Origin of the sequence: Marinifaba aquimaris, assembly GCF_013328345.1 — a bacterium.
Taxonomy (GTDB): domain Bacteria; phylum Pseudomonadota; class Gammaproteobacteria; order Enterobacterales; family Alteromonadaceae; genus Marinifaba; species Marinifaba aquimaris.
On record NZ_JABULX010000001.1, the window covers coordinates 116,329 to 141,066 of the forward strand.

A 24,738-nucleotide genomic window follows, 5' to 3' on the forward strand; every position below is an offset into this window, starting at 1 on the left:
GGTATGTACTTTTTTGAAACTAGTTTTGTTTCTCTTAAGTTACAAATTGTTTTCGCCTACTTTGGTCATTTTTGTAAAACTATAAAAACAAACAGCCCACCTATTAAGGTGGGCTGTGGTTAATAATTTGGTATTACGAATACAAGTTAAACAGGGATCTCAACACCCGCTTCTCGCATTTTTGCTATTTTATATCGCAAGGTTCTTGGGCTAATGCCAAGTTTACTTGCAACCAATGCACGTTTGCCATGACAAGCCAATAATGTATCAAGAATAATTTGGTTTTCTTGCTGCCTTAATTCATCAGGTAATCGATCATTTTTACTTGCACCTTGCGAAGTGGTTTGTTCAGAATGTGTAGCTAACGGAATTGAGGTATCCATCTCAATTAAAATATCAGCATCAGTAATAACGTCACCAGCTTGTAAAATTAAAGCACGTTGAATGACATTGTCTAATTCACGAACGTTACCTGGCCATGCGTGTTGCATTAACTTATGTCTAGCTTCCACGTCTAACTCAGGAACTATGATGTTTTGTTTTGCGCAGTGTCTTTCTATTAAACATTCAGCCAAGGGAAGAATATCTTTTGTTCTTTCTGCTAAAGGCTTCCAAGTAAGTGGAAAAACATTCAGTCGATAATATAAATCTTCTCTAAACTCACCATCGGCAACCGCTTGCTTTAAATCTCGGTTGGACGTTGCAATAACTCTTACATCTAGACTGATCATTTTACTCGAGCCCAGTCGCTCCACTTCACGCTCTTGTAGTACACGTAGTAACTTAGCTTGCAGTGCTAAGTCCATTTCGGTGATTTCATCGAGTAAGATAGTTCCGCCTTGTGCTTGTTCAAACTTACCAGGGCATGCTTGTAATGCACCAGTAAAAGCCCCTTTTTCATAGCCGAATAAAGTAGATTCCAACATACTTTCAGGTATGGCAGCGCAATTAATCGCTACAAAGTTTTCATCTTTTCTAGGTGAACAATCATGGATGTACCGAGCAAGTACTTCCTTACCTGAACCACTCGGCCCCATGACCATTACTGAAGCATCGGATTGAGCTACTTTTGCCGCTAATTGCAACAATGATTTGGAGCTTTCATCCGCTACAACCGGTGCTGGAATATCCTGAGTTTGAATAGGCGCATATCGAGAAACTAGACTTAATAGTACCTCTGGAGAGAAAGGTTTTGATAAGTAGTCTGTGGCACCATCTCGCATCGCCTTAACGGCATCTTGGATATTGGCAAATGCCGTCATCAGTAATACAGGTAATGAAGGCGCTTTACTTTTAATACTTCTGAGCAATGACAAACCATCGATACCGGGCATTTGTACATCACTAACAACAATCTGCACTTCATTCTCGGCTAATTTAACCAAAGCTTGCTCGCCACTATCGGCTTCAACTGCCGCGTAACCAGCTATGGCTAATGTATCAACAATGGCTTCACGTAGAGATTTATCATCTTCTACAACGAGTACTTTAGTTTCCATATTCATTACCTCTCATTAACCTCATTAAGCCACTTGCTGCTGAGCAGACATAGCGACTTCTGCGATAGGTAAACGCATAATAAATTTTGCGCCTTGACTTTGTTTTGATTCGATAGAGATTTGACCGTTATGCTGCTCTACTACTGACTTAACGACAGCAAGACCTAGACCAGTTCCTTGGCCTCGGGTGGTATAAAAAGGTTCAAACACTTTGTTTATCTGCTCTTGATTAATACCAGGCCCATTGTCTTTAACAGATATGATGACAAAATTCTTATCTTCAGGGTCGGCTTTAGCGGCTAAATCTAATTGGGCATCCTCGCCAATAATCTCAATACTGTTGTGGATTAGGTTTTGTATTGCACTAGCCAGCGCATTTTGATTACCGTAAATCAAAATATCAGGGTCTGGTAAATCCAATGTCATTTGAGCTTTAGCTTGTAACATCATCGCATCAGCTCCGGCTTTAACTTCGGTGAGCAGGGTTTGCAAAGACAAGGTTTCAGCAACTTGTTGTTTACCAGAACGTGCAAATAGCAACATGTCAGTAATTTGATTTTCTAAGTCGTGTAATCGATCGATAAGTTTATTTTGAAAATTACTGCGAGCTTGATGAGTCAGCGAGCTATTGCCTAAGTTTGCTGCATATAACATAGCAGCAGACAATGGTGTACGAATTTGATGAGCAAGCGAAGCCATTAACTTACCTAAAACAGATAAGTGTTTCATATTGGCTAATCTAGCTTGTAATAAACGAGTTTCCGTTAAATCAGTTAATAACACGAGTTGACCTGAATACGGGAAGAGATCTTGTGTTTGAATCTGGACCCGACGGCCATCTTTTAAAGACACCTCAGCACCATCATCCGCTTGAGGTGCAAATGCCCTATCAATTACTTCAATCCAGCGCTCACCTTCAAGGGGTTCAGATAATAAATCACTCGCAATTTGATTAGCCTCAGCGACAATCCCTTTACCATCAATGACAATAACCCCCGCGGGTAAATGGTCTACTAAGTGCGAAGTTCTAGACGCTTTGGCTCTCAACTCATCCAATTCACCTGGATAAGCTTCAATAGCTAAATTGGTATCTGCAGTTTCAGTTTGATGAGTTGACAAAGTCGACCTCGGTATGTGTCAAAAATTCATTTAACTGAATAAAGCATTAACCATGCCAAAGATAAAAACCTATAATAATCATTAAGATAAGACTTTTTTTGACGCTAGTCATTTTACTGACAGTAATAAAAATTGCTGCGCTCTGAATTAAAAATCAAGCGTAAAAAAGCTTGTTGTTAGGAAAGTATATTTAGCAAAAGAAAGGAATAGTGAAGCTTTAGGACATTAGGCAAGTTTAAGATAAACCTACCTCTTTAATATCAGCTATTGGTTGATACCGTACTTTTTCATTTTTTCGACCAAGGTAGTTCGTCTAATACCTAACACCTCGGCAGCTCTAGCAACAACCCCTGTGTGCATGATCAAAGCTTGATTAATCAGATCAATTTCTAAATCCGCTAGGTACTCTTTTAAATTAATACCTTCTTCGGGCAAATACGCAATAATCTGTGAGCCTTGCTCTTGCTGAATATCATCTTCTTCATCAGAAGAAAATAAATCATTAAGCGCTTGTCGCTCCAAAATCTCTTCTGGATATTCAGGTTCAAAAGATTGAATTTCAATGTGTTGATACTTTTTAGGTAAATCTCCCACATCAACCACTTGATTCGGGTAAAGGATAATCATACGTTCAACTAAATTCGATAGCTCACGAACATTACCCGCCCATTTGTGTTCCATTAGAGATTGTAGAGCTAAATCGGTGAACTTAACCGTTTCCCGACCTTGATCGGCCAAACGTCTAGTCAACTCATTAAGTAGTTGAGGAACATCTTCTCTGCGTTCTCGTAGTGAAGGCGTTTCGATAGGAAATACATTTAAACGATAAAATAAATCTTCTCTGAATTTGCCATCATTTACCATAGATTCAAGATTTCGGTGAGTTGCAGCAACAACCCTGACATCCGCTTTTATCGCTTTACCAGAACCAACGCGTTCAAATAAACGCTCTTGTAAAACACGAAGTAATTTCACTTGCATCTGCAAAGGCATGTCACCAATTTCATCTAGAAATAATGTGCCACCTTGTGCCATTTCAAAACGACCTTTACGAGTACTGATCGCCCCAGTAAAAGCCCCTTTTTCATGGCCAAATAATTCGCTTTCGAGTAATTCAGGTGGAATAGCACCACAGTTAACAGGCACAAACGGGCCAGTTTTGCGGTTAGACAATCGATGAATGGCTTGTGCAACCACTTCTTTACCCGTTCCAGACTCCCCTAACACGAGCACATTTGCGTCTGTTGGAGAGACTTGTTCGATCATACGTCGAACTGATTGCATCTCGCTAGAAGACCCCACCAGCGTCTGTAGTAAGTCTTTAGCTGATTTAATGTTTTGGTTAGGTTTATTGCGAATGTACGACTCACAATGTGCGAGAAGTTGTGTAAGCTCAGGGTAAGTGATCTCATCTGTTACAGAACCAATCACATTAGCAATAGCTTCAAGGTCATTTAAACCATGATTAACAATAAAAGGTAACTCAGGTGCATCAACTACAATCTGCTTAGCTTGCTCAAATACTTCATTAGGACAGGCCAGTACGACACACTTCCAATCTGTTTTAAGTTTAGTTTGTGAAGATGCCTTCTCTAAAGATACAACATCATAATCCTCTGCGATAAACTGCAAAATTGATTTAAGCGCGTCAAAATGACCAGACGGCTGTTCAATTAGTAGGATTCTTTTCTTAGATTGCATAGCTGTGTCAAATAATTGTTATTGCAAGTAATAATAGAACATCTTTTGACGATGTTAAGGTTTTTTTGGCACAAAAACACAATAGCGCCAATTTTTTGATGATTCTAAAATAAAACAATCAAAATCAAAGAGATAAAAAACACAGTAAGTAAAAAAAGATGTAACAAGTTATATCGATAGTGAAATATTTGTGACAGTGCGATTATTTATTAAGCAAAAATATATTGGAGCATACAAATGAGGGAATATAAAAAAGCCTGCATTAAGCAGGCTATTTTTAAAAATAGTGTTAAACAGTTTATTTATTGCAACAAACCAAGTACTTGAGAAGCCTGCTGATTAGCTTGGCTAGCTACAGAAATGGTACTTTGACTCAAGATGTCATTTTGAGTACGTTCAGCAGTCGCTTGGGCATAATCGGTATCTTGCAAACGACTGCGCGCAGCTTGCACGTTTTCATTCGTCGTGTTGAGATTGCCAATGATAGACTCAAATGAGTTTTGAGTTGCACCTAAATCACCGCGCTGTTCGCCCACTAGACTAGAAATATCATCGAGTGATGATAACGCAGCATCAACTCCACCAGGCGCAGTAACATCAATGCTGTTTAAACCTAAATTATCAAATTGAGTTGCTAAATCAGATGTATCTATTGATTTAGTTTGCCCAGGCCCAGAGCCAACCTGAAAACTCAGCTCTCCATCTTGAGTAAATAATGACTGGCCATTAAATTCAGTATTTTCAACAGTGCTTTGAATATTCTCTTGTAAACCTGAGATCTCAGCCTGAATTGCTTGACGATCACCATCAGAAAGAATACCACTACCCGCTTGTAACGTTAGTTCTCTAATGCGTTGGGTATCTTGACTAATCCCCTGTAGAGCACCATCAGCAACCTGTGCAACGGAAACCCCATCATACGAATTGCGTATAGACTGTTGATAAGCATTCGACTCAGCAGTTAATTGGTCAATAATCTGCTGCGCTGCTGCACCATCTGCAGCTTTATTAATTTTTTTGCCCGAAGCCAACTTTTCTAAGTTATCTTCCTGCTTCTTCTGGATTTGATCTAATAATCCACCACTTGATGAGATACCACCTACATTCATCATCATGCCCTCAAGTTAAACCCTCACACTTGTTAGTATAGATTATCGGCAATTTAGTTCAATCCTTGAACTAATAGTGAGTTGTTACGGGATGTAAAGCTCAAATCGATTTCATAAAACAGGCCGTGACTTGCCTTTATAGTGTTTTCAGCGTTTATTCAGTAAAATATTCAAGAAATTGGGTTACATCTTTGCAAAAAGGGTGCCCTTTCACGATCGCATCATGGCGCTTAACTACGCCATAACCATACCGGCGCTTATAACGCTCTAAAACACCGTAAGGACCAACTCTAGAAATATAGTAACGCTGAAAAAGAGATATTATATTTTCCGATACATAATCTTTTAACACAACCTTAAGCTTTTTGAAGTCACCATGATTAACATCTTGGATCCTTACATGTCTTTCTCCCCAATTTCCATCGATATCAGCTTGCCTAATGCCCCATACATCATCGACCATATTTAATTGACCACTAGCCAAAGCGGTAAGCGATATCGTCAACTCTATAAAGTTATCATTATCAAAATTAGCTAATTCAATAGCGTGAAACGCATTTTTTAATACATCTTTTCTGTAAAGAGACCACAGTACTTGGGTATACCGAGTAGCGAATTTTTTCACATCTATATCTAAATCACCTTTGAGTTTTGGCCAAGGAATAGGCCTACCAGCATATTCAAACTGTTGATAATTGTCTGAAGTAAAACGGAAGAATTTACCAAATGAGATAGCAATATCAGAGCGTTTTTGCATCAAAGAATCACTAGAAAGTAGTAAATCAGAATTTAAGAAATCATCGTCTGGGCACAAAGCAATATTGGGGTGCTCAATTAATTCAATACCGCTTAATATCTTTTCGGCAAAACGCATGCCGGGTAAATGCCTATAGCTGATGTTATTTGGCAAGGAAGTAAAAGAATAAGCCACTGCGGAAGAGTCTAAAATAACAACCTTAATTGGTTTCTCTTGCCAGTATGCGATTGTTCTTTTTAAAATGAAATGTCTTTCATGGGTCGGAATTATGACGGTTAACATTTACTTTTAGCCTCGTATATAACTTGTTCTGCAGCTTTTTTTCCACTCATGAATGACTGGTCACTCCAAAAGTAATCCCACTCTCCAAAACGTCCACAAGAATAAATGTTATGTTTATTCAGAAAATTTATTACTGTATCTCTTCTTTTTTCCATTCCTAAATCAAAGACTACATTGCCAAATGGCAAATGTTTATGATCATAAAAAAGGACATCATCAAGCTCACAAAGCTGAAACTTTTTTAGCGCATATTTGCAATTTTCAATCAATTGCTCAGAAGAGTATTTTTTACTTGTTGAGGCATTATAAATTTCAAATTGAATTGAAGAACAACCATCAGGGCTATTATCATTCGACTTTAATGATGGAGAATATGCTCGAGAAGCTAAAATATCGTCATCGTATATATAAAACCACAAGTGAGGTGAAATAGACTCAGTTTTAACCCCGATAGAAATAAGATCAACTGTAGTCCATTTTAGACATGAAGCGGCTTTTTTAACTTCAAAAGGAGCTTCATCGATCAAGCTAATAATAATTGGCAAAGGTAACGAACTAATCAAATGTTCAAAACCAACTTGACTAGCATCTGAGAATGTAAGTTTTTTTTCACTCAGAGATATATTTTCCACTCGCTTTCTGGTTTGAATATTTAAATCGGAAACTAAATCCTTAATAAAAGAAAAATAACCTCCTTCCTTAGGGTATCTCATCTCAGAAGCATAGAAATGATTTTCACATCGTTCTTCAAGAGCTCCAGATAAAAGTTCATCTGCGCAGGAACACCTTACTCTGTCGCCAATCCAACTTATCGACATTTGACTAGGTTCATGGCACCAATACTTTTGAGTGTAGATGTGATGGAAGCGCGATGAAATTTTTTTTCCATATTGATGCTGTAACCACTCTTCATAGTTATTAGGCTGAATATCTGGCCTTTCAAAAAATGATTTTATTAATTCTATTTTTTCGTCTAAAGGCAATGGAAATAAATTATTCTGAACAGGGTGCTTTAACCAAACTTGATCTTCTACACAGTATGCTATTGGTTTATGAGCAAGGTGTGGGGTTTTATCAAAGATATTTTTAACATATTCATCTTTAGTGAATGACAAGTGCACAGCATTATCAAAATAAAAACCATTAATTGTGAACCCTTTTAAAAGTCCACCAACCCTATTCGAAGCTTCAAATACTATTGAATCTTCTCCTAGCTCTTTAATATGAAATGCAGCAGATAAACCTGCCACTCCACCGCCTAAAATACATATATTATTTTTGAGCATTATAAATATCTTCAATAGCTTCTTTATAATTAAAAATAGCCTTCCAACCTAAGGTACGAAGAAACTCATTATTTGAAGCTAATTCTTTTGGTTCACCAACCCTATCTGGAATAGCCCCAAAATTTACTTCTAAACCCTGTGTTTGTTTATCAACGCGTATAACCTCATTGACAAAATCTTTAATAGAAACAGCCATTCCATTACCAATTTCAATTGACTCCAATGACGCTGTTAGCTCCAAGTTTCTAATTAATAAGTGAAATGCAGACATTAAATCTTTTATGTAAATAAAATCCCTTTTTTGATTACCGGAAGTTAAGTCTAAAGGTTCATTATTTTCTATTTTCCTAGATAACCAACCAAAAAAAGATGTACTTTTTTGTCCTGGACCAAAAAACAAATGAGGTTTCAAATAAACAAAATTAGTATAGTGTGAGATTAATGGAGCAATTTCACATATTGAGTTTTTAGATTTTGCATAAAAATTGAGTTGCGAGTCTAATATAGTACCAACTTGAAAAAAGTTTTTAATTTTCAATTCATTGCACTTATTCAAAACCCTTACAGGAAATAGTAGATTACTTTCTAAAATATCCGATGTACTGTTACAAGAGTTTTCATACAACCCAATAGTATTTATAACTAAACAAGGCTTAATTTCTGATATTATAGAAAAGAGTTCCTCTTCCGTATTATAACTAAAATCTCCTGGCGATTTACTACGACTAACCCCCACCACATTATAACTAGATGATAAGTAAGCTATTAAATTAGCTCCTAAATAACTATTAGCTCCCAAAATAATAATGGAAATCATACTCAAGCTAACTCATCAGAAATAATGTTAGCCATGTAGTTAATCTGCTCATTAGTCACACTAGGGTGAATACCCACCCAAAAAGTATTATTCATGATAAAGTCTGTATTTTTCAATTCACCATGTACTCTGTAGTTCAAATCTTTGAAATATGGTTGTTTGATAAGATTGCCCGCAAATAGTAATCGTGTTCCAATTTTTCTTCCTTCAAGTACTTTTAATATATCGAGCCTTGATAGTGAAGTGTTTAGGGTGTTAACAGTTATTGGAAAACCAAACCAACTAGGTTGTGAATATTCTTCTGGCTCTGGCAATATAAGGTGTTTTTGATTTTTAAGAAGCGATCGTAGCAACTCAAAGTTTTCACGACGCTTATCAACAAACCCCGGAAGCTTTTCTAACTGAGCGACACCACATGCAGCCTGCATATCTGTGATTTTAAGATTATAGCCAAGGTGAGAATACGTATATTTGTGGTCATAGCCAAATGGAAGCTCACCTAGCTGCTGTTCAAAGCGTCTATTACAGGTATTGTCTTGCCCAGGTTCGCAGTAACAGTCTCTCCCCCAGTCTCTAAAAGATTCAACAATTTTATAAAGTTTACGCGAGTTACAAACAACTGCGCCTCCTTCCCCCATCGTAATTTGATGCGCAGGATAAAAACTAAAGGTAGCTAAGTCCCCGAAAGTACCTACTTTTTTCCCCTCGTATTCTGAACCAAGGGCATCGCAACAATCTTCTATAAGCCACAGGTCATACTTATTCGCTAATTCTTTTACAACTTTTAAATTAAAAGGGTTCCCTAAAGTATGGGCCATCATTATAGCTTTAGTTTTATTCGTGATGGCACCTTCCAGTTGAGTAACATCAACATTATACGTCCCCAATTCAACATCGACGAAAACGGGGATGCAGTTATTTTGAATGATAGGGTTTACTGTTGTTGGAAAACCGGCAGCGACAGTAATGACTTCATCACCAGGCTTTATTCTTTTCTCCCCCAACTTGTCTGACGTTAAGGCAGTAAAAGCGAGTAAATTAGCAGCAGAACCAGAAACAGTAGTTAACGCAAATTTAATACCTAAGTATTCAGCTAAAGATTTCTCAAATCGGTCATTAAAACGCCCTGTTGTTAACCAAGCATCCAAGGATGCTTCAACCATCAACATTCGCTCTTCTTCACCAACCGATTTTCCTGAGGCAGGAATATAAGTTTCACCTGGTATGAATAGTTTTTTTACATCAGATTGCAAAGAATATTCAGAAACTTTTTCAAGAATCTCATTTTTTATCGAATCTAAACGAGACATTAATTTTCAAACCTTAATTTTATATAATCATCAATTTGATGAAGCCAGATAGAATGGAATCTGGTTTTATCTTTTTCTAACCAAGCAGAATAGAGTGAAGCCGTTAATTCAATGGCTTGTTCAGTATTGTAAGCCCCTTTCCAATTTAAATAATGCTCAGCTTTTTGTGAGTCTAGTGAAAGTAAAATTGACTCCTTAAGTCCCGCTGTACCTTCAAGCTCAATCATAGCTTTAGATTTACCCATCACCGCTAATGTTTTTTCAACTACATCTAAGACACTAGCGACTTCTGATCGTTCTGGTCCAAAATTCCATCCCCCAGAAAATTTATTTCCTTCAACAAATAATTGATGAGCAAGCAAAAGGTAACCGAATAAAGGATCTAATACGTGCTGCCAAGGCCGAGTGTAGGACGGGTTACGAATTACAATTTTTTCATTATTATATAAAGAACGAAAAATATCGGGTAATAACCTGTCTTCGGACCAGTCACCACCACCTATTACATTTCCAGCTCTTGCTGAAGCAATGGCACAATGACTATCAGCAAAAAAACTCGTTTGATAGGAATGGGTTATTATTTCAGAGCATGCCTTACTGGCACTATAAGGATCATTACCACCTAAAGAATCGGATTCAACAAAGCTTTTTCCTAAATCATTATTGGCATAACACTTATCCGTTGTGACATTCACTAACGCTTTAATTGAATCAACTTTTCTAGCAATATCTAGTAAATTAATCGTTCCAATAACATTAGTTTGATAAGTATCTACCGGTTTGATATAAGACTTTCGAACCAGAGGCTGGGCAGCCAAATGAAAAACAATATCAGGTTGAACTTCATCTAAATAGCTTTCAAGCATTTCATAATTAGCAACATCTCCAAACCGATAAAAATCAGTTTTGCCAGTACCACCAAAATCGAATAAATTCGGCTCGCTTCTGTCGTTTTCCAGTGAATAACCATAGGTAGTTGCACCTAAACGATTTAGCAATGCTGATAACCAGCAGCCTTTAAAACCAGTGTTACCCGTTATTAATACTTTTTTATCTTTCCAAAAGCTCAACTTCATTATTTTTCCCATGTAGCCCATGGTGCTTCTTGCTTTAAAAATAAATCTTCCAGATAGTTTTTATCTCTAAGGGTATCCATGGGTTGCCAAAAGCCTTGATGTTTGAAGCAATTGACCTGATTGTTCTGAGTAAAAAATTCCATCGGCGCTTGCTCCCACATTTCGGAAGATTGAAAGTCAGACAATTGTTTAAAGACATCATTATCAATGACAAAAAAACCACCACTGATCCAATTATTATCGCCTGTTGGTTTTTCTTGAAACTCAGTAATATCGTTCCCCTTAATCTTAAGAGCACCAAACCGTCCGGGAGGTTGTACTGCAGTAACCGTAATTAATCTATTACTCGCTTGGTGACTTTCTAATAGCTTATTGAGATTAATATCTGAAACACCATCACCATAAGTAAAATGAAAACGCTTTTCCCCCGACAAGTAACGTTCAACAAAGCGTAAGCGCCCTAGAGTTCCGGTTTCTAGACCGGTATCCACTAGAGTGACTTTCCAAGGTTCTGAATGATTATCGTGCACTGTCATTGTGTTATTTTGCATATCGAAAGTCACATCAGAGTTATGTAAAAAATAATTAGCAAAATACTCTTTGATTACATAACCTTTATAACCGCAGCAAATAACAAAGTCGTTAACACCAAATGAACTGTAAATTTTCATAATATGCCAAAGGATAGGTTTACCACCGACTTCAATCATAGGCTTAGGTTTTAAATGGGATTCCTCGCTAATACGAGTTCCCAGCCCACCGGCTAGAATCACTGCTTTCATAATTACCCCTTTGATCTATATTTATCGGTTTTAAACAAAAGCACTTTAATCCAATTTATAACCAGCCATTTTTTGATACAGTTCAAAATGGCGAATATGTTCTGAAAGGCTACATAAACCATTAGGTTTGTCAGACAAAAAAGCTTCAGTCTGCAAAAATAGCCCTGGTTTAAAGTTTTGATCTAATTCATCAGTCAAATCAACGAATTCAGTTGATACAGAGCCAATATCTTGAATCTGGAGTGACTCCATTGGTCTAAAAATATATCGATGCTTCTTCGTCATCACATCCAAGCTCCATCTCCCGGGAGAGTTCCAGTTTCCTTGATAAGAAAATAGTGCACCAACCTCAGTGATACCAGCACCAGCAAAGTTACTAGAGCTAGGGTGCCAATCTAGTTTCCCTGAGTTATAGCTCTGCATCTGTACTGGTTTTCCTCCCAGATAAAAAGCTAAATCAATAACATGAGTCGTATTAGCTAAAAACCAGTTTTGTTTCGCTTCTACTGAACAATGGGCATCTTTAACAACATGAGCCCACTCAGTGATTTCATATGTTAAAGAAGTTACTCCACCATCTTCTTTAATTAACCTTTTTGCTTGATTAACTGATTCATAAAAACGACGGTTGTAAGCGACAAAGACATCGCATTTGGCATCTATAGCTTTTGAATTGAGAGTATCAATGTCATTAATGGTAAGCCCTGCAGGCTTTTCTAATAATATTTTTTTTATGCCATATTCAACAAGCAAGCTACCGACTTTTGCTAACTCTTCAACACTCACGGCTACAATTGCATAAGTGGCAGTTTGAGTTGTCGATGATAAAAAAGCATCAATACCTCCAGCTATAACGGTATGCCCTGTCTCTGCTTCAAATTTGTCGCAAGACGCCTTACCTCGACCTATACATTGGTATTCCAACTCGAGAGCATTAAGGACTTTGGCATATTCAACAGCCATTGCACCCGAACCAATAATCCAAATCATTTAATACCTAACCTAAACCTTAAAACGAATAATTAAAACGAGACAAATCTTCTTGATATATTTCTGATACTAAATCGAACGTTTCTTGCGTATAAAACGTCTTATAGTCTTTTGTTCGTGGAGATGCATTTAGGTGATGTAAGTCGAGTTCAACACCTAAAATTTTCGATAATTTTTTTATATCACCTTGAAGCTGCTCTAACCTAAGTATCTCGTTTACTCCGACATCAGAATCACGCCTAGTAATAAAGTTAACTTGTGGCATCAATAAAAATTCACGATTATTTTTTCTTAACATTAAATAATCATAAAAAGACATCGATTTTAAATTGGGGTACCTTTTATATAGGTCACCTTTGTAATCTGATTTAACATGATAACAATAAGAACTTACGGCTCTATCATAAGGATTACGAACAATACAAAATTTAAAACTTGCTAACCAATCATCAAAACTAAGTTCATTAGATGTAGAAATCACATCAAAATGAATATTGTCTTTCACACTATTTAATAAGCTTTTAACACTAGTACCAGCATTTTTGGGAATGTGTATAAAAACGACTTTTTTACCAAATACTCCTAAGTTATTGGACATATGCAATCTTTAGTAACCTCAGGATAAATATGACAATTAATAGCATTAAGTAGTAAAGAGTTATTAAGATAAGAATCTTGCAGTGTTGGAAGGCTCGACTTTCCCTTCAGCATTTCAAGCACTTCAAATGCAGTCGTTTTACTCGCGTAAGGTATATTAAATTCAACCTTTTCATTTCCAACCGAAAAATGCCCTTGAGATTCATTGATTACTGCTATTTCTTTTTGTGATGAAAAAATTATTTGATAATCAAGGTTTGATTCATTTGAAAAAGACGCTTTAAATGCCGCACCATTTTCAGCCTTTCCCTCTACCAATCCATAGAAAGACTTTAAGCTTGTTGATCTAGTATTATTATCTTCAATTAACAACTGAGGTACCTCTAACTCTGTAACCTTTGTACTATTAAACAAACTGAATAAATCTAAGTAGTGAATTAAGTTACAGCCTAATTCAACATTGGATCCAATAATTTCAATATCTATAGGAGGTTTCACCAATGTTAAGTAGTGCTTGATTGTTTCACTCAACCTATAACTGTAATTTAATCGAACATTTACTTTTTTCTCTGCCGCAGTAGATATAGCAGCTTCATAATCAGAAATACTTTGAAAAGCTGTCTTTTCACATAAAATATGCTGTACTGAAAGTTCACATACCATTTTAAGAATATTTAACCGCCCAATAGAAAGCGTTGCAATAATTGCGGCATCCAATTTTAATGACCTAACATCATCAAAATTACAAAATGTTATTAAATGGTGATTATCCTTATTAACTTCATCCCAGCGTTCTTTTGCCCTAACCCTAGACGCATCATTTGGTTCAATAACATACATGTGACAGGGCGTTTTTAGTAAAGCAAATGACTGTAAATGTCTGCTACCTAACTGGCCTGCACCAACTAATAAAATATTCAACATCAAAAATAGACTCTATAAATAAGGGTTTAATGAACGAGCTAAAAACCGTGTTCAATCGTCAATGAACCATTCTCGTTTTGTAAACTGCTATAAACAAACAAACCACCATATTCTGAGAAGACAGTGTAGTAACCAAGCTCTTCTCCTAAGAACAAACAAGCATTCTCAAACATTTCATCAAACTCAACACCTTCTAAAAATGAGGGTATTTCGCAGGGAGGAATAGTTAACTCTAGATATTCATGAGAAACAGCAGAATATAAACGAATGATTATATTCTGCTCACAAACACCGTAAACTTCCTCAATCGCCGCAATATAAAGCTTACCTTTAATTGCATTACTAGCCGATGCAACTCCCCAGTAAAGTCTTTTTTTAGGTCTTTCATTATGAATAACGCCAAGAGAACATTCATAAGGCAATTTTCCTTCTTGACCACCGGTAATTGCGGTAACAATTCTTGTAGGTAAAGTCGCATTTTTTGAATTGAATTCCAAGGTACTTGCTATAGGCTTGTAGTATAACCGCTGACCTGAATAGAAATCGGTTTCTATTGTATCGTCTTTAAGTACATAATCCCCTTTTTGCATATCGGGATACACAATAACGTCAGCCAATTGACCATTTGGCTTAATTAGATGCATGTAAGCGGTTTTACTCTCTTCAGAACAATTATCTGTTTGATGTTCTGAATAATTAAAATTGGAATGAGTAACTTGCAGCTCACCACTCTCTATATTTTCATTACCTACGAGCAGCCGAGTAAAACCATGAGCCAACTCAAAGTTGATACTAGCATTTAAAGGCCTACCTCCCGATAGCTGTTCTAGATCTGTAACGATGTCATCTATATTCAAACGCAACGTTTCATAAGGTTTCAATACCGGAATATCAAATTGAAAAGAAAAATTTTCATTATTGTGGTTTTTAAGATTAATAAGAGCTGATTGAGCAGGTTGCTCAACACTACCATTATGCATCACACAAAAAGAACTAAGCTTGTCTTTAGCATGAACGGTCCAACATGACTCCCGCCCCTTTGAAATCGTTCTACCTTCTTCAATTTCATATGGCGAATAATTTCGTGTATACGAATGCACCATAGAAATAGACTCTGGGGTTTCATAAGTGGCCATAATCGCTGCATATGGAATCACTAAATTTTCTAGGCTGAAAACTTCAACTTCAATGCTTCCCTCAAAATCTTCGTAATCCGGTGTTATGTTTACAACCATGCCACCGCAAAACTCGGGATAGAATCGCTCAAGCAATTGACCATTCATTTTCCTGCAACTTACAACGACTTTAACATCTAAATTTCTTTTTAATTTCCAATAATTCAAGAAACTGATTGTCGTTTTAACAGACTGATTGCAAATTGCATAAAAGATTGCCGATGACCTAAGAACTAAACCAAAATTACCTTTAAAGTTATCTTGCTGTGAAATTTTTATTTTTTCATTTCCCATCTTTATAGTTCCCTTTACTCACCACTAACTGAGTTTTGAATAGTTGAAATAAAATCAGTTTGCTCAAAAAAGCCCAACACATCACCAAACCCGTTGCTTTGCGATAAGTTATGCGCTGTGTACGAAAACTCATAAGCAAAGTTTTTCGGAGCATTATTTAATGGTTGATTCCGTTTTTCTAGAATCAGAATAAATTCGTAGTATTGCTCACTAGAGTCAATAGAGGTATTTTCAGCTAAGTCCCCTCTACGAGGGAATTTATAAAGATTCAACACTTCATAACCTAAACTAGGTAGTTCAGATACAAGTTGATTAACATCAATAAATTTATGAGGAAACTGTTTTAACTTAGCATTTCGTTCCGCCACCAAAGCGGCTGTATCATCTGAAAAGTAATTTGCACTCTTTCCTGTAAGAAGGATTTTAGCCCCTATTTTCATCACACGATTGGCTTCTATTAATGCTTTAGTATGTTTAACCAAATCAAATACAGCCCAAACATAAAGAAAATCAAAGTAATTATCAGGATAGGGAATATCTTCCATTCCTGCCGTTTTCAAGGATGTATATTGTTTCTCACTTGCCATTTGGATGATATCTTGTGATATATCTATACCATGCACCTGCCCGTTTAACATTTTGAGCAATTCAAAATTACGGCCATGGCAACATCCAACATCTAAAATTTGAAGAGGGTCTTCATAACCTTCAAAATAATTGGAAATAACGGATAAGTATTTAGCCTGTAGATCCAAACCTGGTACTTTTAAACCATCAACTGACTTTTCGATTGTATTTGACCAGTATTCGGCATATTTTTTATTAAAAACGCTAGTATCCATTTATCTGTTTTCTTTCCAAGTTTGGTTTGTGGTGAAATCAATTAAACAAACTTGGCTATTGCCATACTTATCATTGGCGGCAACGCCCACCTTCTCAATGTCACTTTTTTTAACGGTACAATCGTCAAAAGTATACTTCCATTGATTAAATGGTTTATCAAAATCAAAGTTATCATGAATATATTGGCCATCCTTTGTTTTAATCGCTAGGAAGGGTTGAGGGCCAAAAACAGGGTGATTTGAAGAGACATTTAACTGGTTATTTGTCACTTTCAATGAAAAGTCTAAAGGAGGTATTTCATTTAAGCTGAGTGCTTTTCGCATAGCATCTTTGCCAGATGAGTAAACAAAGTCGACTTCGGGATATTTCTTTTTGGCTTCAGATATTAAGCGATATACATAATCAATATCAGGAGACATGTCTCTGAAATCATGATTAGTAAAAGACAATATGACAGGCTTACCTGAATTAGCTTCTTCAAAAGCTTGCTCTACATCTGATGCAGATAAAAGCCTCAACCGAGTACCAATATTCAAACATCGAGCAATTGCCCTTCGGCAGTGGCCGGGTATTTGATAGTCATCATGGGAAGGGTGATAGGGAGCCCAATCCAAAGGTGCTCTTCTCCAATCACCAAATCGTCCATTAGCTAGATCAAGCTGCTGATCAAAATCTGATACAGATTGCGCTTGATTTGCGTATTCGAAAGGGATGTATTGCTCTAAAAACCAATGACTATCAGGCCTAGTGGTATGGAAACCAGGTCGATAAACGGTAGGAAACCATGACCGTTCAATAATTTTTTTGGCAATAATCTCAAATATTACTGGGTTTTGACTGAGGTAATTAGTTGCAGGAGATGTTCCTACTTTATAGAAACCAACAGGATGATGATGAAACTCTATTTGATCATCAAACAAATCGTCTCGCTGTGAATAGAAGTCAAAAACAGCATGGTCCCGTTGATCACGGTGACGCGGATTTTCAGTAAACCCAATAAAGTCAAGGCAGTGCCAGTTATAAAGCCAACCTCTTCCATTTGAATCCAAGTATCGCTCTCGAAATGTTTTTGACATTATCTTATCCAGCATTGAAGATACGTCTGCCCAATCCCGATTATAATCAAGTAAGTGAGGCGCAAAGACTTTTGCAACCTCCTTTTCTATCCCACCTAAATCTAGCTGACAATTTTGGATTTTTTTTAAATTCTCTTCACTTGCTGGAAGCGAAATATTAAAAATCTCTTTTAAGCGAGTAAAAGTAGCATCTAAGGTTTCATTTAATGGCCCTTCTGTATCGATGCAATGTACTACATAAACAACTTTATTCATTTAATCCCTGCTGCATAATCAGCTCCGCGAACATAAAATCTAATTCAGTATCAATATCAACGGATTTAGTGTTAGGCATTTTAAATGCCGTAGTTTTAGCTATGGAACTATAAAAAGCACAACTTTGTTTAAACCGACCAACCTGATTGATGTATATAGCCCCATTAAAGCGGAAGTAAGTAGGTAGCGACTGACTATTCTCAAGTAAAGCTTGCTCTGCAATTAAACTGCTCAATTGATTGTTTTCACTAACTTGACAGGACCAAAGTGGCGAGTGTTCACACTCAGTAACAGATACAAGAGAGTCCGCTTCAGTGAGCTTAAATTGTTGCATAGCTTGGCGAATACATTCAGAAGTTCTAAGAGGAGATGTAGGTTGGAGCCAAGTAAACTCATCCTCACCAGACAACGCTAATTTTTCAATTACGTCCATTGCAACATCTGCTGACTTAGCATCATCACTGGCTAAAGTTGAATCTCTTAAGAAAGGTACTTTAGCCCCGAATTCAATAGCAACATCCGCAATGCTTTGGCAATCGGTTGAGACAATAACCTCAGAAAACACTTTGCTCTGCAGAGCAGCATCAATAGTCCAGGCAATTAAAGGTTTATTGACAAAAATTTTAAGATTTTTATTCGGTAATCTCTTGCTGCCAGAGCGTGCAGGAATAATGGCAATATGCTTCATTTTTCAGTTAGCACTCTAAGTTAAAATCATGCTGGGCTTTTTGAAAGTCATCAATCTTACCTATGTCTAACCAGTATTCATGTATAGGGAATACCTGAATACTTCGTCCCATCTCTAGATAATTGTTTATTAAGTCGGGCATATCTAAATATTCATCACCTGAAATTTCATTTAATAACGAAGGTTCAATGACATAAATTCCAGCATTAACAAAATGCGTTGATATAGGTTTTTCAGATATTCCTGTTACTTCTCCGCTTTCAGTATTGATAACACCGTATGGTATTTGGTATTCATATTGACGTGCACACATGGTCAAAGAAGCGTTGTTTTCATAATGAAATGACAGTAAATTTGAAAAGTCTAATTTAGTCAGAAGGTCGCAGTTCATAATAATCAAAGGCAAACTGCTCTCTAATTTTGGTAACAAACCTAAACCTCCAGCAGTTCCTAACGGCTTAGGCTCCTCAATATAAGTAATATTGATTCCCCATTGTTCACCGTTGCCAAAATAATCTCGAATAACCTCTGGTAAGTAATGAACAGAAATATAGAAATTGACAAATCCTGCCTCAACGAAACTTTCGAGGATTGTTTCCATAATCGGTTTGCTGCCAATTTTCAGCATAGGTTTAGGGCATGTCTTAGTGAGATCGCCTAATCGTCTTCCGAAGCCGCCAGCCATAAGCAAAACAGGATTTAACTGTTTAACTGGTTTTAATAAATCTTTTAATGAGACAAGATCAACCAAACGCCCTTTTTCAAGAACAGGAATTTGCAATAAATCTCTTTCTTGCATTATTCGTTTTATTTTTTTGAGGTTAGTGCCTTTATTAACCGTTGTAGGTTTGGCATTCATTATTTTATCAACTGACGTTTCAAGAGAGATGTTATTTAAAATAGCACGCCTAATATCACCATCAGTTAACGTACCAAGTAAGTTACCATCACCGTCTAAAACAAGAATGATCCTTAAGCTCTGCTTATCCAATATTTCCATCGCAGAAATAATGGGTATACTCCGATTAACGACAATATTTTTCCAATTTGACACAGTCATGATCTATCACTAATTAAACATACAACAGAGGTTATTAATTTTTTATCGGCAAGAAGCTTAAGAAATTAAGACTTTTTAATTGTTAAAGTAGACTTCAGATTGAGCAACGTTCCTCAAAACTTTAGAACCCATACCAACAACGGATGACTCCGCTATTAAAAGGTTATTTTTTATCGTACTTCCCGCTCCGATAAAAACGTTATCTTGAATATCTACATGACCACACAACAAACTGCGCGGTGCCAAATGACAATGATTCCCTATATTACAATCATGCTCAACAATTACGCCGGTATTCACAATCGAATTGTCACCAAGTTTAGCGTTTGCTTGAACTATTGAGCCCATTAATAACTGAACTCCCTCTCCTAACTTAGCACTCGGTGATACTGTACTTGAATTATCAATAACAGAAGCAAATTTATAACCCAAGTTTTTATATTTTTGATAGATTCTTTGCCTTATATCAGTAAAGGGCATAAAACCAATACCATTTACCAACTCCACATCATTGGGTTTAAATTCAAATCTAAAACCATCATCATTGTAGTTTTCAAATTGACTAAACAAAGAGTCTGATTGAGGTGTTTTTTCACTGACTGTTGCCACAATATCTGTACCTTGCTTACTTACAACATCATATAAAACAGAGGCGTGACCGCCGTTCCCCAAAAAGACTATTGGTTTACTCATCTAGAAGTTCTCCCTTGTTGTAAGCATGCTTAGATTGTTTCCCTATCAAGCTCCAATACATCATAGGTGACATACCTACACCAGGACGTTTGATTGAAACATTTTGTTCGGTAAATAACTCTCCAGCAGCGATATTTTCCTCAGCAATTAAGCTTTTTCTGGCGACCTTAGCCACTTCAATCTCATCTTCGCTTGGTAACTTTTCAAAACGTCCTTGGCTAATCTCAACACACCGAATACCATCAACAAGTTGCTTTAACTCTTTAGGTGTTAAGGATGCTTTATGATCCGGACCAGGTAAATTTCTATCTAAAGTAAAATGTTTTTCTATGATACTAGCACCAGCTGAAACTGCGGCCAATGAAACGACAGTGCCCTGACTGTGATCGGAATAGCCTACAGCAAGGCCAAAGTGCTCCCTCATTGTCACCATAGCATTTAAATTTATATCTTCTAATGGTGCTGGGTATTGAGATGTGCAATGTAAAAGAGAGACCTTCTTTAATAAAACATCACGACCGGAATCACTCTGATAGTAATGTTTACATTCATCTAAAGATCCTGGCATTCCTTCTTTAGTTAAATAACCAAATGCTAAAACGGCTAGTGCATCTTCAATTGTTTTCATATCGGACATGCCAGTTGAGAGTATGATTGGCTTCATAGATCGTGCATGCTTGATAAGCAATGGACCATTAGTGATCTCACCACTACCTACCTTTAATCTTGAAACAGCTAAATCATTAATAACATAATTAAGGCTCTGTTCCTCAAATGCGGTAGACATAAACTCAATATTTTTCTCTATACAGTAATCTCTTAGACCAGCATATTCATGGTGAGTTAATTCCAATCGCTTAAGCATCTTGAGCTGACTTTCCTCAAGACCAGTATTTTCCGCTTGATAATTAGCTTGTTTAGCGTTGCTCGTCGCTAATAATTCAGCTTTAAAAGTTTGGAATTTGACAGCATCAGCACCAGCTATCACTGCAACATCAATCAATTGCTTTGCTAACTCGAAAGAGCCGTTATGATTAACTCCCGCTTCAGCAATAATAAATGTTTTATTTCCCTTCATGGTCATTTCCGCTGGTTATGAGGCTGAAATATCAAAAAAAGGTTTTTTGATATTCTTAAAAGGTAAAAGTTGACTGATTGTGTTAAAAATACGCTCACTACTTCCCCCGTTACCATAAGGATTCTCCACTTGACGACAAAACGTTCTAAATTCAGGTGTTAATGCTTTGTCGATATGTTCGACTATAAACTCAACCTTAGCATTGCAGTGTAAGGTACTTTCAGCACTTATACGTCCCTCTTGCCTATCTCCAATATTAATTGAAGGAACACCAAAAGATGGCGCTTCAATAATCCCACTAGAAGAATTACCGATGACTGCAGTACTATATTTCATCAGACTTAAATATCTTTGCTGACCTAAAGATGGTGAAACGACAACACGACCTTTATTGTTGTGTGCATAACTTAAGATCATATTAATTAGTGCTTTTCCACTTTGATCTGCATTAGGGTATGTAATTATCACTTTGTGATCTTGGAAACGATCTAATGCTTTAAATAACGCCCCTAACTCTGTTTGGGCTTGTTCTGGTATTAACGTGACGGGATGGTGAGTTACTAAAAAAAACGAGTTTGGGTTTAACTCTATATCAAGACTTTCACTTATTTCACTTAGCGGCATTGCAGATAGTTTAGATATATTATCAATACCCGGAGCACCTACATTAAATATTAATTCAGGGTTTTCTCCCAACTGTACCAAGCGAGCTCTGTAGCGTTCTGTCGAGGTAAAGTGCATATGAGATAATTTACTAATAGCGTGGCGTATACTTTCATCCATAGCCCCTTGCGTAATTTCACCACCATGGATATGAGCTATAGGCACTCTAGCAATCATAGCTGTTTGCGCAATAGCAAATGTTTCAAACCGATCCCCTAAAACGACAAGTACATCAGGTTTCAAACGTTCCAAATTCTCAGCTGCACTTATCATGGCTAACCCCATGGCTTTAGCAATGCCAACATCGCTATCGGACGAAAGCAGCATTTCAATTTTTGCCGAGATGTTAAACCCATCATTTTCAATCTGTTTAATAGTAGAGCCAAACTCGGGAGAAAAATGAGTACCACCTACTAAAAGTTGCAACTCTGAACTCGGAGTTCCATTTATTAACCTTATGAGAGGAAGTAATAAACCATAGTCAGCTCTAGTACCTGTAAAAACGGCTATTTTGTTTTTCATGATCACTCTACAATCGCGCTGCTAGGTAAATTTAATAAACGTTTGGAAAGAAACTGGCTAATGGGCAGATCATTAGCACATGGAGCATCAGCATACATGGGAAGTTCATTTATCAACGTCCATACAGGTCGAGTCATTACATTTCCATTATTAGTAAATTCAAGCATCTGCTGCCTTGATTTTTCATCAGGGCATATAATTGCATTCAGCCAATAATTTGATCTGCAATTTTTAGGTTCTGCAACAAACTGGTAATCAGTATCTACAAAAAAATGTTTATAGGCTGAAGCAATTTCGCGTTTTGATTTCAATAGCAGCTCTAACTTTTCCATTTGCGCACAACCTAAAGCCGCATTTAAATTGGCCAACCGATAATTAAACCCAACCTGATCATGAACATATTCATAAGGATGTGGAGTTTTAGCGGTAGTTGTGATGTGGCGACCTTTTTTCTCATCTTCCAAAGAGCGTGTTAAGACCATCCCTCCACTACCCGTTGTAATAATTTTATTACCATTAAAACTGATTGCTGCGTAATCACCGAAAGTTCCAGTGTGACGCCCCTTGTAGAAAGAACCTAAGCTTTCAGCAGCATCTTCAATAACAACTAAATTATGTTTTTTGGCAATCATAATTAAAGCATCTAAATCACACGGATGACCGAAAGTATGCATAGGTAGAATAGCTTTAACACGCTTTCCTGACTTTTTATCAATACATTCTCCGCCTTCATTCAAGAATGTATCTTCATCCAAATAAGTTTCCAGTGAAATAGGACAAAGTCCCAATGTTTGCTCACATACATCAACAAATAAAGGGATTGCTCCAACCTGATTAATAGCATTAGCGGTTGCTACAAAAGTTAACGCTTGAGTTATGACATAGTCAGAGCTTGACACTCCTGCTAAATGAAGGGCTGTATGTAATGCAGCTGTACCATTGACGGTCGCGACTGCTCCTTTTGCGTTTGTATACTTTTTAATAGCACCTTCAAATTTATCTACATATGCACCAACACTGGAGACGAAAGTAGAAGCCAAGGTATCATTCACATATTGAGCTTCATTCCCTTTAAAGATTGGGGCATGTAAAGGAATAAAATCTTGCTCTTTATATAGGTCTCTAATAAAAGAAACGACTCTCTGGGAGTCAACAACATTAGACATTGTAAATAGTAGACTTATATTTAGATAAATTATGCTTTTGTGTAAACCAATCTATTGTTTCAGTTAAACCTGCCTTTAAATCAAAATCAGGGCTAAAGTTAGTTAATGTTTTTATTTTCTTATTATCTCCCCAGAGCCTAAATACTTCTGATTGGCTAGGTCTTAAACGTTCTGAATCACTAACAAATTCAACATCACTGTTCATTATTTCTTTTATTAGGTTGAGCGTATCTCCAATCGAAATTTCATAATTGGATGCAATATTTACAATCTCACCGACTGCGTCTTCACACTCAGCAAGTTCAAGAAATCCCTTACAAGTATCTAATACAAAATTGAAATCCCTTGTCGGACTTAAATCACCTAGTTTTATTCTTTTTTGGCCACTTGCAATTTGACTTATAATCGTCGGAATAACCGCTCTAGCTGATTGCCTCGGCCCATAAGTATTAAATGGTCTAACTATCGTTACAGGAAGGTTAAAAGAATTAAAATAACTCATAGCAATAGAGTCAGCGCCAATTTTAGATGCACTATAGGGAGACTGAGGCTTAATAGGATGTTTTTCATCAATTGGTACGTACTTAGCTGTACCATAAACCTCACTAGTTGAAGTATGGAGCAAACGAGATACACCTGATTTTTTTGCAGCCTCACATATATTTAAAGTACCAGATACATTAGTATCCACATAACTCTGAGGTGCTTGATAAGAATAAGGAATAGCAATTAATGCGGCCAAATGAAAAACGACATCACACCCAGACACTAAGCTATCACAGAAAAAAGAATCTCGAATATCCCCGCTCACGACTTCTAAATTATCGTGACAGGCAACATCTTCTAACCATCCCCAGTTATTAAATGAGTTATATTGGGAAAGAGCTCTTACTTCATAACCCATTTGAAGAGCTTGCTCTGTTAAATGAGAGCCGATAAAACCATCCGCACCAGTAATCAATACTTTAGTCATTTT

At 36.8% G+C, this 24,738-nt stretch carries 23 protein-coding genes; all 23 read right to left on the bottom strand.

Annotation, left to right across the window (positions count from 1 at the left end):
• Positions 1-146 precede the first annotated feature (146 nt).
• Entirely contained in the window at positions 147-1,499 is a 1,353-nt protein-coding gene (locus tag HR060_RS00585; RefSeq protein ID WP_174198310.1) for a sigma-54-dependent transcriptional regulator, read from the bottom strand.
• A 24-nt stretch (positions 1,500-1,523) separates the two neighbouring features.
• Positions 1,524-2,618: a sensor histidine kinase gene (locus tag HR060_RS00590; protein ID WP_217434839.1), complete on the bottom strand. Its 1,095-nt coding sequence runs from the start codon at positions 2,616-2,618 to the stop codon at positions 1,524-1,526.
• Between the two features lie 264 nt (positions 2,619-2,882).
• A complete protein-coding gene (locus HR060_RS00595; protein ID WP_174198311.1) occupies positions 2,883-4,319 on the bottom strand; it encodes a sigma-54 dependent transcriptional regulator in 1,437 nt (478 codons plus the stop codon).
• Positions 4,320-4,621: 302 nt separating this feature from the next.
• On the bottom strand, positions 4,622-5,431 hold the full coding sequence (locus HR060_RS00600) for a flagellin N-terminal helical domain-containing protein (RefSeq protein ID WP_174198505.1): 810 nt from the start codon (positions 5,429-5,431) through the stop codon (positions 4,622-4,624).
• Positions 5,432-5,582: 151 nt separating this feature from the next.
• Entirely contained in the window at positions 5,583-6,467 is an 885-nt protein-coding gene (locus tag HR060_RS00605) for a TIGR00180 family glycosyltransferase (protein WP_174198312.1), read from the bottom strand.
• Positions 6,461-7,753 (bottom strand): protoporphyrinogen/coproporphyrinogen oxidase, encoded by a 1,293-nt coding sequence (locus HR060_RS00610; protein ID WP_174198313.1) that lies wholly within the window; start codon positions 7,751-7,753, stop codon positions 6,461-6,463. Before HR060_RS00610 ends, HR060_RS00605 begins: the two co-directional genes overlap by 7 nt.
• A complete protein-coding gene (locus HR060_RS00615) occupies positions 7,740-8,570 on the bottom strand; it encodes an NAD-dependent epimerase/dehydratase family protein (RefSeq protein ID WP_174198314.1) in 831 nt (276 codons plus the stop codon). Before HR060_RS00615 ends, HR060_RS00610 begins: the two co-directional genes overlap by 14 nt.
• A gap of 2 nt (positions 8,571-8,572) precedes the next feature.
• The gene (rfbH, locus tag HR060_RS00620) at positions 8,573-9,880 is read right to left on the bottom strand and encodes a lipopolysaccharide biosynthesis protein RfbH (protein ID WP_174198315.1); all 1,308 of its coding nucleotides are present in this window, start codon (positions 9,878-9,880) and stop codon (positions 8,573-8,575) included.
• On the bottom strand, positions 9,880-10,956 hold the full coding sequence (gene rfbG / locus HR060_RS00625; protein WP_174198316.1) for a CDP-glucose 4,6-dehydratase: 1,077 nt from the start codon (positions 10,954-10,956) through the stop codon (positions 9,880-9,882). Before rfbG ends, rfbH begins: the two co-directional genes overlap by 1 nt.
• A complete protein-coding gene (gene rfbF, locus HR060_RS00630) occupies positions 10,956-11,738 on the bottom strand; it encodes a glucose-1-phosphate cytidylyltransferase (RefSeq protein WP_174198317.1) in 783 nt (260 codons plus the stop codon). Before rfbF ends, rfbG begins: the two co-directional genes overlap by 1 nt.
• 45 nt (positions 11,739-11,783) lie before the next feature.
• Entirely contained in the window at positions 11,784-12,728 is a 945-nt protein-coding gene (locus HR060_RS00635; protein WP_174198318.1) for a Gfo/Idh/MocA family oxidoreductase, read from the bottom strand.
• A 19-nt stretch (positions 12,729-12,747) separates the two neighbouring features.
• A complete protein-coding gene (locus HR060_RS00640; RefSeq protein ID WP_174198319.1) occupies positions 12,748-13,326 on the bottom strand; it encodes a sulfotransferase family 2 domain-containing protein in 579 nt (192 codons plus the stop codon).
• Complete coding sequence (locus HR060_RS00645; RefSeq protein ID WP_174198320.1) at positions 13,311-14,249, bottom strand: Gfo/Idh/MocA family oxidoreductase; 939 nt, start codon at positions 14,247-14,249, stop codon at positions 13,311-13,313. Before HR060_RS00645 ends, HR060_RS00640 begins: the two co-directional genes overlap by 16 nt.
• Before the next feature lie 38 nt (positions 14,250-14,287).
• Positions 14,288-15,718: a hypothetical protein gene (locus HR060_RS00650; RefSeq protein ID WP_174198321.1), complete on the bottom strand. Its 1,431-nt coding sequence runs from the start codon at positions 15,716-15,718 to the stop codon at positions 14,288-14,290.
• Positions 15,719-15,732: 14 nt separating this feature from the next.
• Positions 15,733-16,560: a class I SAM-dependent methyltransferase gene (locus HR060_RS00655; protein ID WP_174198322.1), complete on the bottom strand. Its 828-nt coding sequence runs from the start codon at positions 16,558-16,560 to the stop codon at positions 15,733-15,735.
• Complete coding sequence (locus HR060_RS00660) at positions 16,561-17,892, bottom strand: hypothetical protein (protein WP_174198323.1); 1,332 nt, start codon at positions 17,890-17,892, stop codon at positions 16,561-16,563.
• Positions 17,885-18,580 (bottom strand): acylneuraminate cytidylyltransferase family protein, encoded by a 696-nt coding sequence (locus HR060_RS00665; RefSeq protein WP_174198324.1) that lies wholly within the window; start codon positions 18,578-18,580, stop codon positions 17,885-17,887. Before HR060_RS00665 ends, HR060_RS00660 begins: the two co-directional genes overlap by 8 nt.
• Before the next feature lie 7 nt (positions 18,581-18,587).
• Positions 18,588-19,634, bottom strand: a complete 1,047-nt coding sequence (locus HR060_RS00670; RefSeq protein WP_343044127.1) for a nucleotidyltransferase family protein — start codon at positions 19,632-19,634, stop codon at positions 18,588-18,590.
• An 81-nt stretch (positions 19,635-19,715) separates the two neighbouring features.
• On the bottom strand, positions 19,716-20,333 hold the full coding sequence (locus HR060_RS00675; RefSeq protein ID WP_174198326.1) for an acetyltransferase: 618 nt from the start codon (positions 20,331-20,333) through the stop codon (positions 19,716-19,718).
• Complete coding sequence (gene neuB / locus HR060_RS00680; protein ID WP_174198327.1) at positions 20,326-21,411, bottom strand: N-acetylneuraminate synthase; 1,086 nt, start codon at positions 21,409-21,411, stop codon at positions 20,326-20,328. Before neuB ends, HR060_RS00675 begins: the two co-directional genes overlap by 8 nt.
• Positions 21,412-21,426: 15 nt before the next feature.
• A complete protein-coding gene (gene neuC / locus HR060_RS00685; RefSeq protein ID WP_174198328.1) occupies positions 21,427-22,596 on the bottom strand; it encodes a UDP-N-acetylglucosamine 2-epimerase in 1,170 nt (389 codons plus the stop codon).
• A 2-nt stretch (positions 22,597-22,598) separates the two neighbouring features.
• Positions 22,599-23,762, bottom strand: a complete 1,164-nt coding sequence (locus tag HR060_RS00690) for a LegC family aminotransferase (RefSeq protein ID WP_174198329.1) — start codon at positions 23,760-23,762, stop codon at positions 22,599-22,601.
• Entirely contained in the window at positions 23,755-24,735 is a 981-nt protein-coding gene (locus HR060_RS00695) for an NAD-dependent 4,6-dehydratase LegB (protein ID WP_174198330.1), read from the bottom strand. Before HR060_RS00695 ends, HR060_RS00690 begins: the two co-directional genes overlap by 8 nt.
• Positions 24,736-24,738 lie beyond the last annotated feature (3 nt).

Bases quoted from the DNA above. Each gene is read 5' to 3' on its own strand.
- HR060_RS00665 (WP_174198324.1), bottom strand. From the start codon at position 18,580: ATGAAGCATATTGCCATTATTCCTGCACGCTCTGGCAGCAAGAGATTA.
- rfbH (WP_174198315.1), bottom strand. From the start codon at position 9,880: ATGTCTCGTTTAGATTCGATAAAAAATGAGATTCTTGAAAAAGTTTCT.
- HR060_RS00605 (WP_174198312.1), bottom strand. From the start codon at position 6,467: ATGTTAACCGTCATAATTCCGACCCATGAAAGACATTTCATTTTAAAA.
- neuB (WP_174198327.1), bottom strand. From the start codon at position 21,411: ATGAAGGGAAATAAAACATTTATTATTGCTGAAGCGGGAGTTAATCAT.
- neuC (WP_174198328.1), bottom strand. From the start codon at position 22,596: ATGAAAAACAAAATAGCCGTTTTTACAGGTACTAGAGCTGACTATGGT.
- HR060_RS00660 (WP_174198323.1), bottom strand. From the start codon at position 17,892: ATGAATAAAGTTGTTTATGTAGTACATTGCATCGATACAGAAGGGCCA.
- HR060_RS00610 (WP_174198313.1), bottom strand. From the start codon at position 7,753: ATGCTCAAAAATAATATATGTATTTTAGGCGGTGGAGTGGCAGGTTTA.
- HR060_RS00635 (WP_174198318.1), bottom strand. From the start codon at position 12,728: ATGATTTGGATTATTGGTTCGGGTGCAATGGCTGTTGAATATGCCAAA.
- HR060_RS00585 (WP_174198310.1), bottom strand. From the start codon at position 1,499: ATGGAAACTAAAGTACTCGTTGTAGAAGATGATAAATCTCTACGTGAA.
- HR060_RS00640 (WP_174198319.1), bottom strand. From the start codon at position 13,326: ATGTCCAATAACTTAGGAGTATTTGGTAAAAAAGTCGTTTTTATACAC.
- HR060_RS00650 (WP_174198321.1), bottom strand. From the start codon at position 15,718: ATGGGAAATGAAAAAATAAAAATTTCACAGCAAGATAACTTTAAAGGT.
- HR060_RS00690 (WP_174198329.1), bottom strand. From the start codon at position 23,762: ATGTCTAATGTTGTTGACTCCCAGAGAGTCGTTTCTTTTATTAGAGAC.
- HR060_RS00615 (WP_174198314.1), bottom strand. From the start codon at position 8,570: ATGATTTCCATTATTATTTTGGGAGCTAATAGTTATTTAGGAGCTAAT.
- HR060_RS00655 (WP_174198322.1), bottom strand. From the start codon at position 16,560: ATGGATACTAGCGTTTTTAATAAAAAATATGCCGAATACTGGTCAAAT.
- HR060_RS00600 (WP_174198505.1), bottom strand. From the start codon at position 5,431: ATGATGAATGTAGGTGGTATCTCATCAAGTGGTGGATTATTAGATCAA.
- HR060_RS00595 (WP_174198311.1), bottom strand. From the start codon at position 4,319: ATGCAATCTAAGAAAAGAATCCTACTAATTGAACAGCCGTCTGGTCAT.
- HR060_RS00675 (WP_174198326.1), bottom strand. From the start codon at position 20,333: ATGAGTAAACCAATAGTCTTTTTGGGGAACGGCGGTCACGCCTCTGTT.
- rfbF (WP_174198317.1), bottom strand. From the start codon at position 11,738: ATGAAAGCAGTGATTCTAGCCGGTGGGCTGGGAACTCGTATTAGCGAG.
- HR060_RS00695 (WP_174198330.1), bottom strand. From the start codon at position 24,735: ATGACTAAAGTATTGATTACTGGTGCGGATGGTTTTATCGGCTCTCAT.
- HR060_RS00645 (WP_174198320.1), bottom strand. From the start codon at position 14,249: ATGTTGAATATTTTATTAGTTGGTGCAGGCCAGTTAGGTAGCAGACAT.
- rfbG (WP_174198316.1), bottom strand. From the start codon at position 10,956: ATGAAGTTGAGCTTTTGGAAAGATAAAAAAGTATTAATAACGGGTAAC.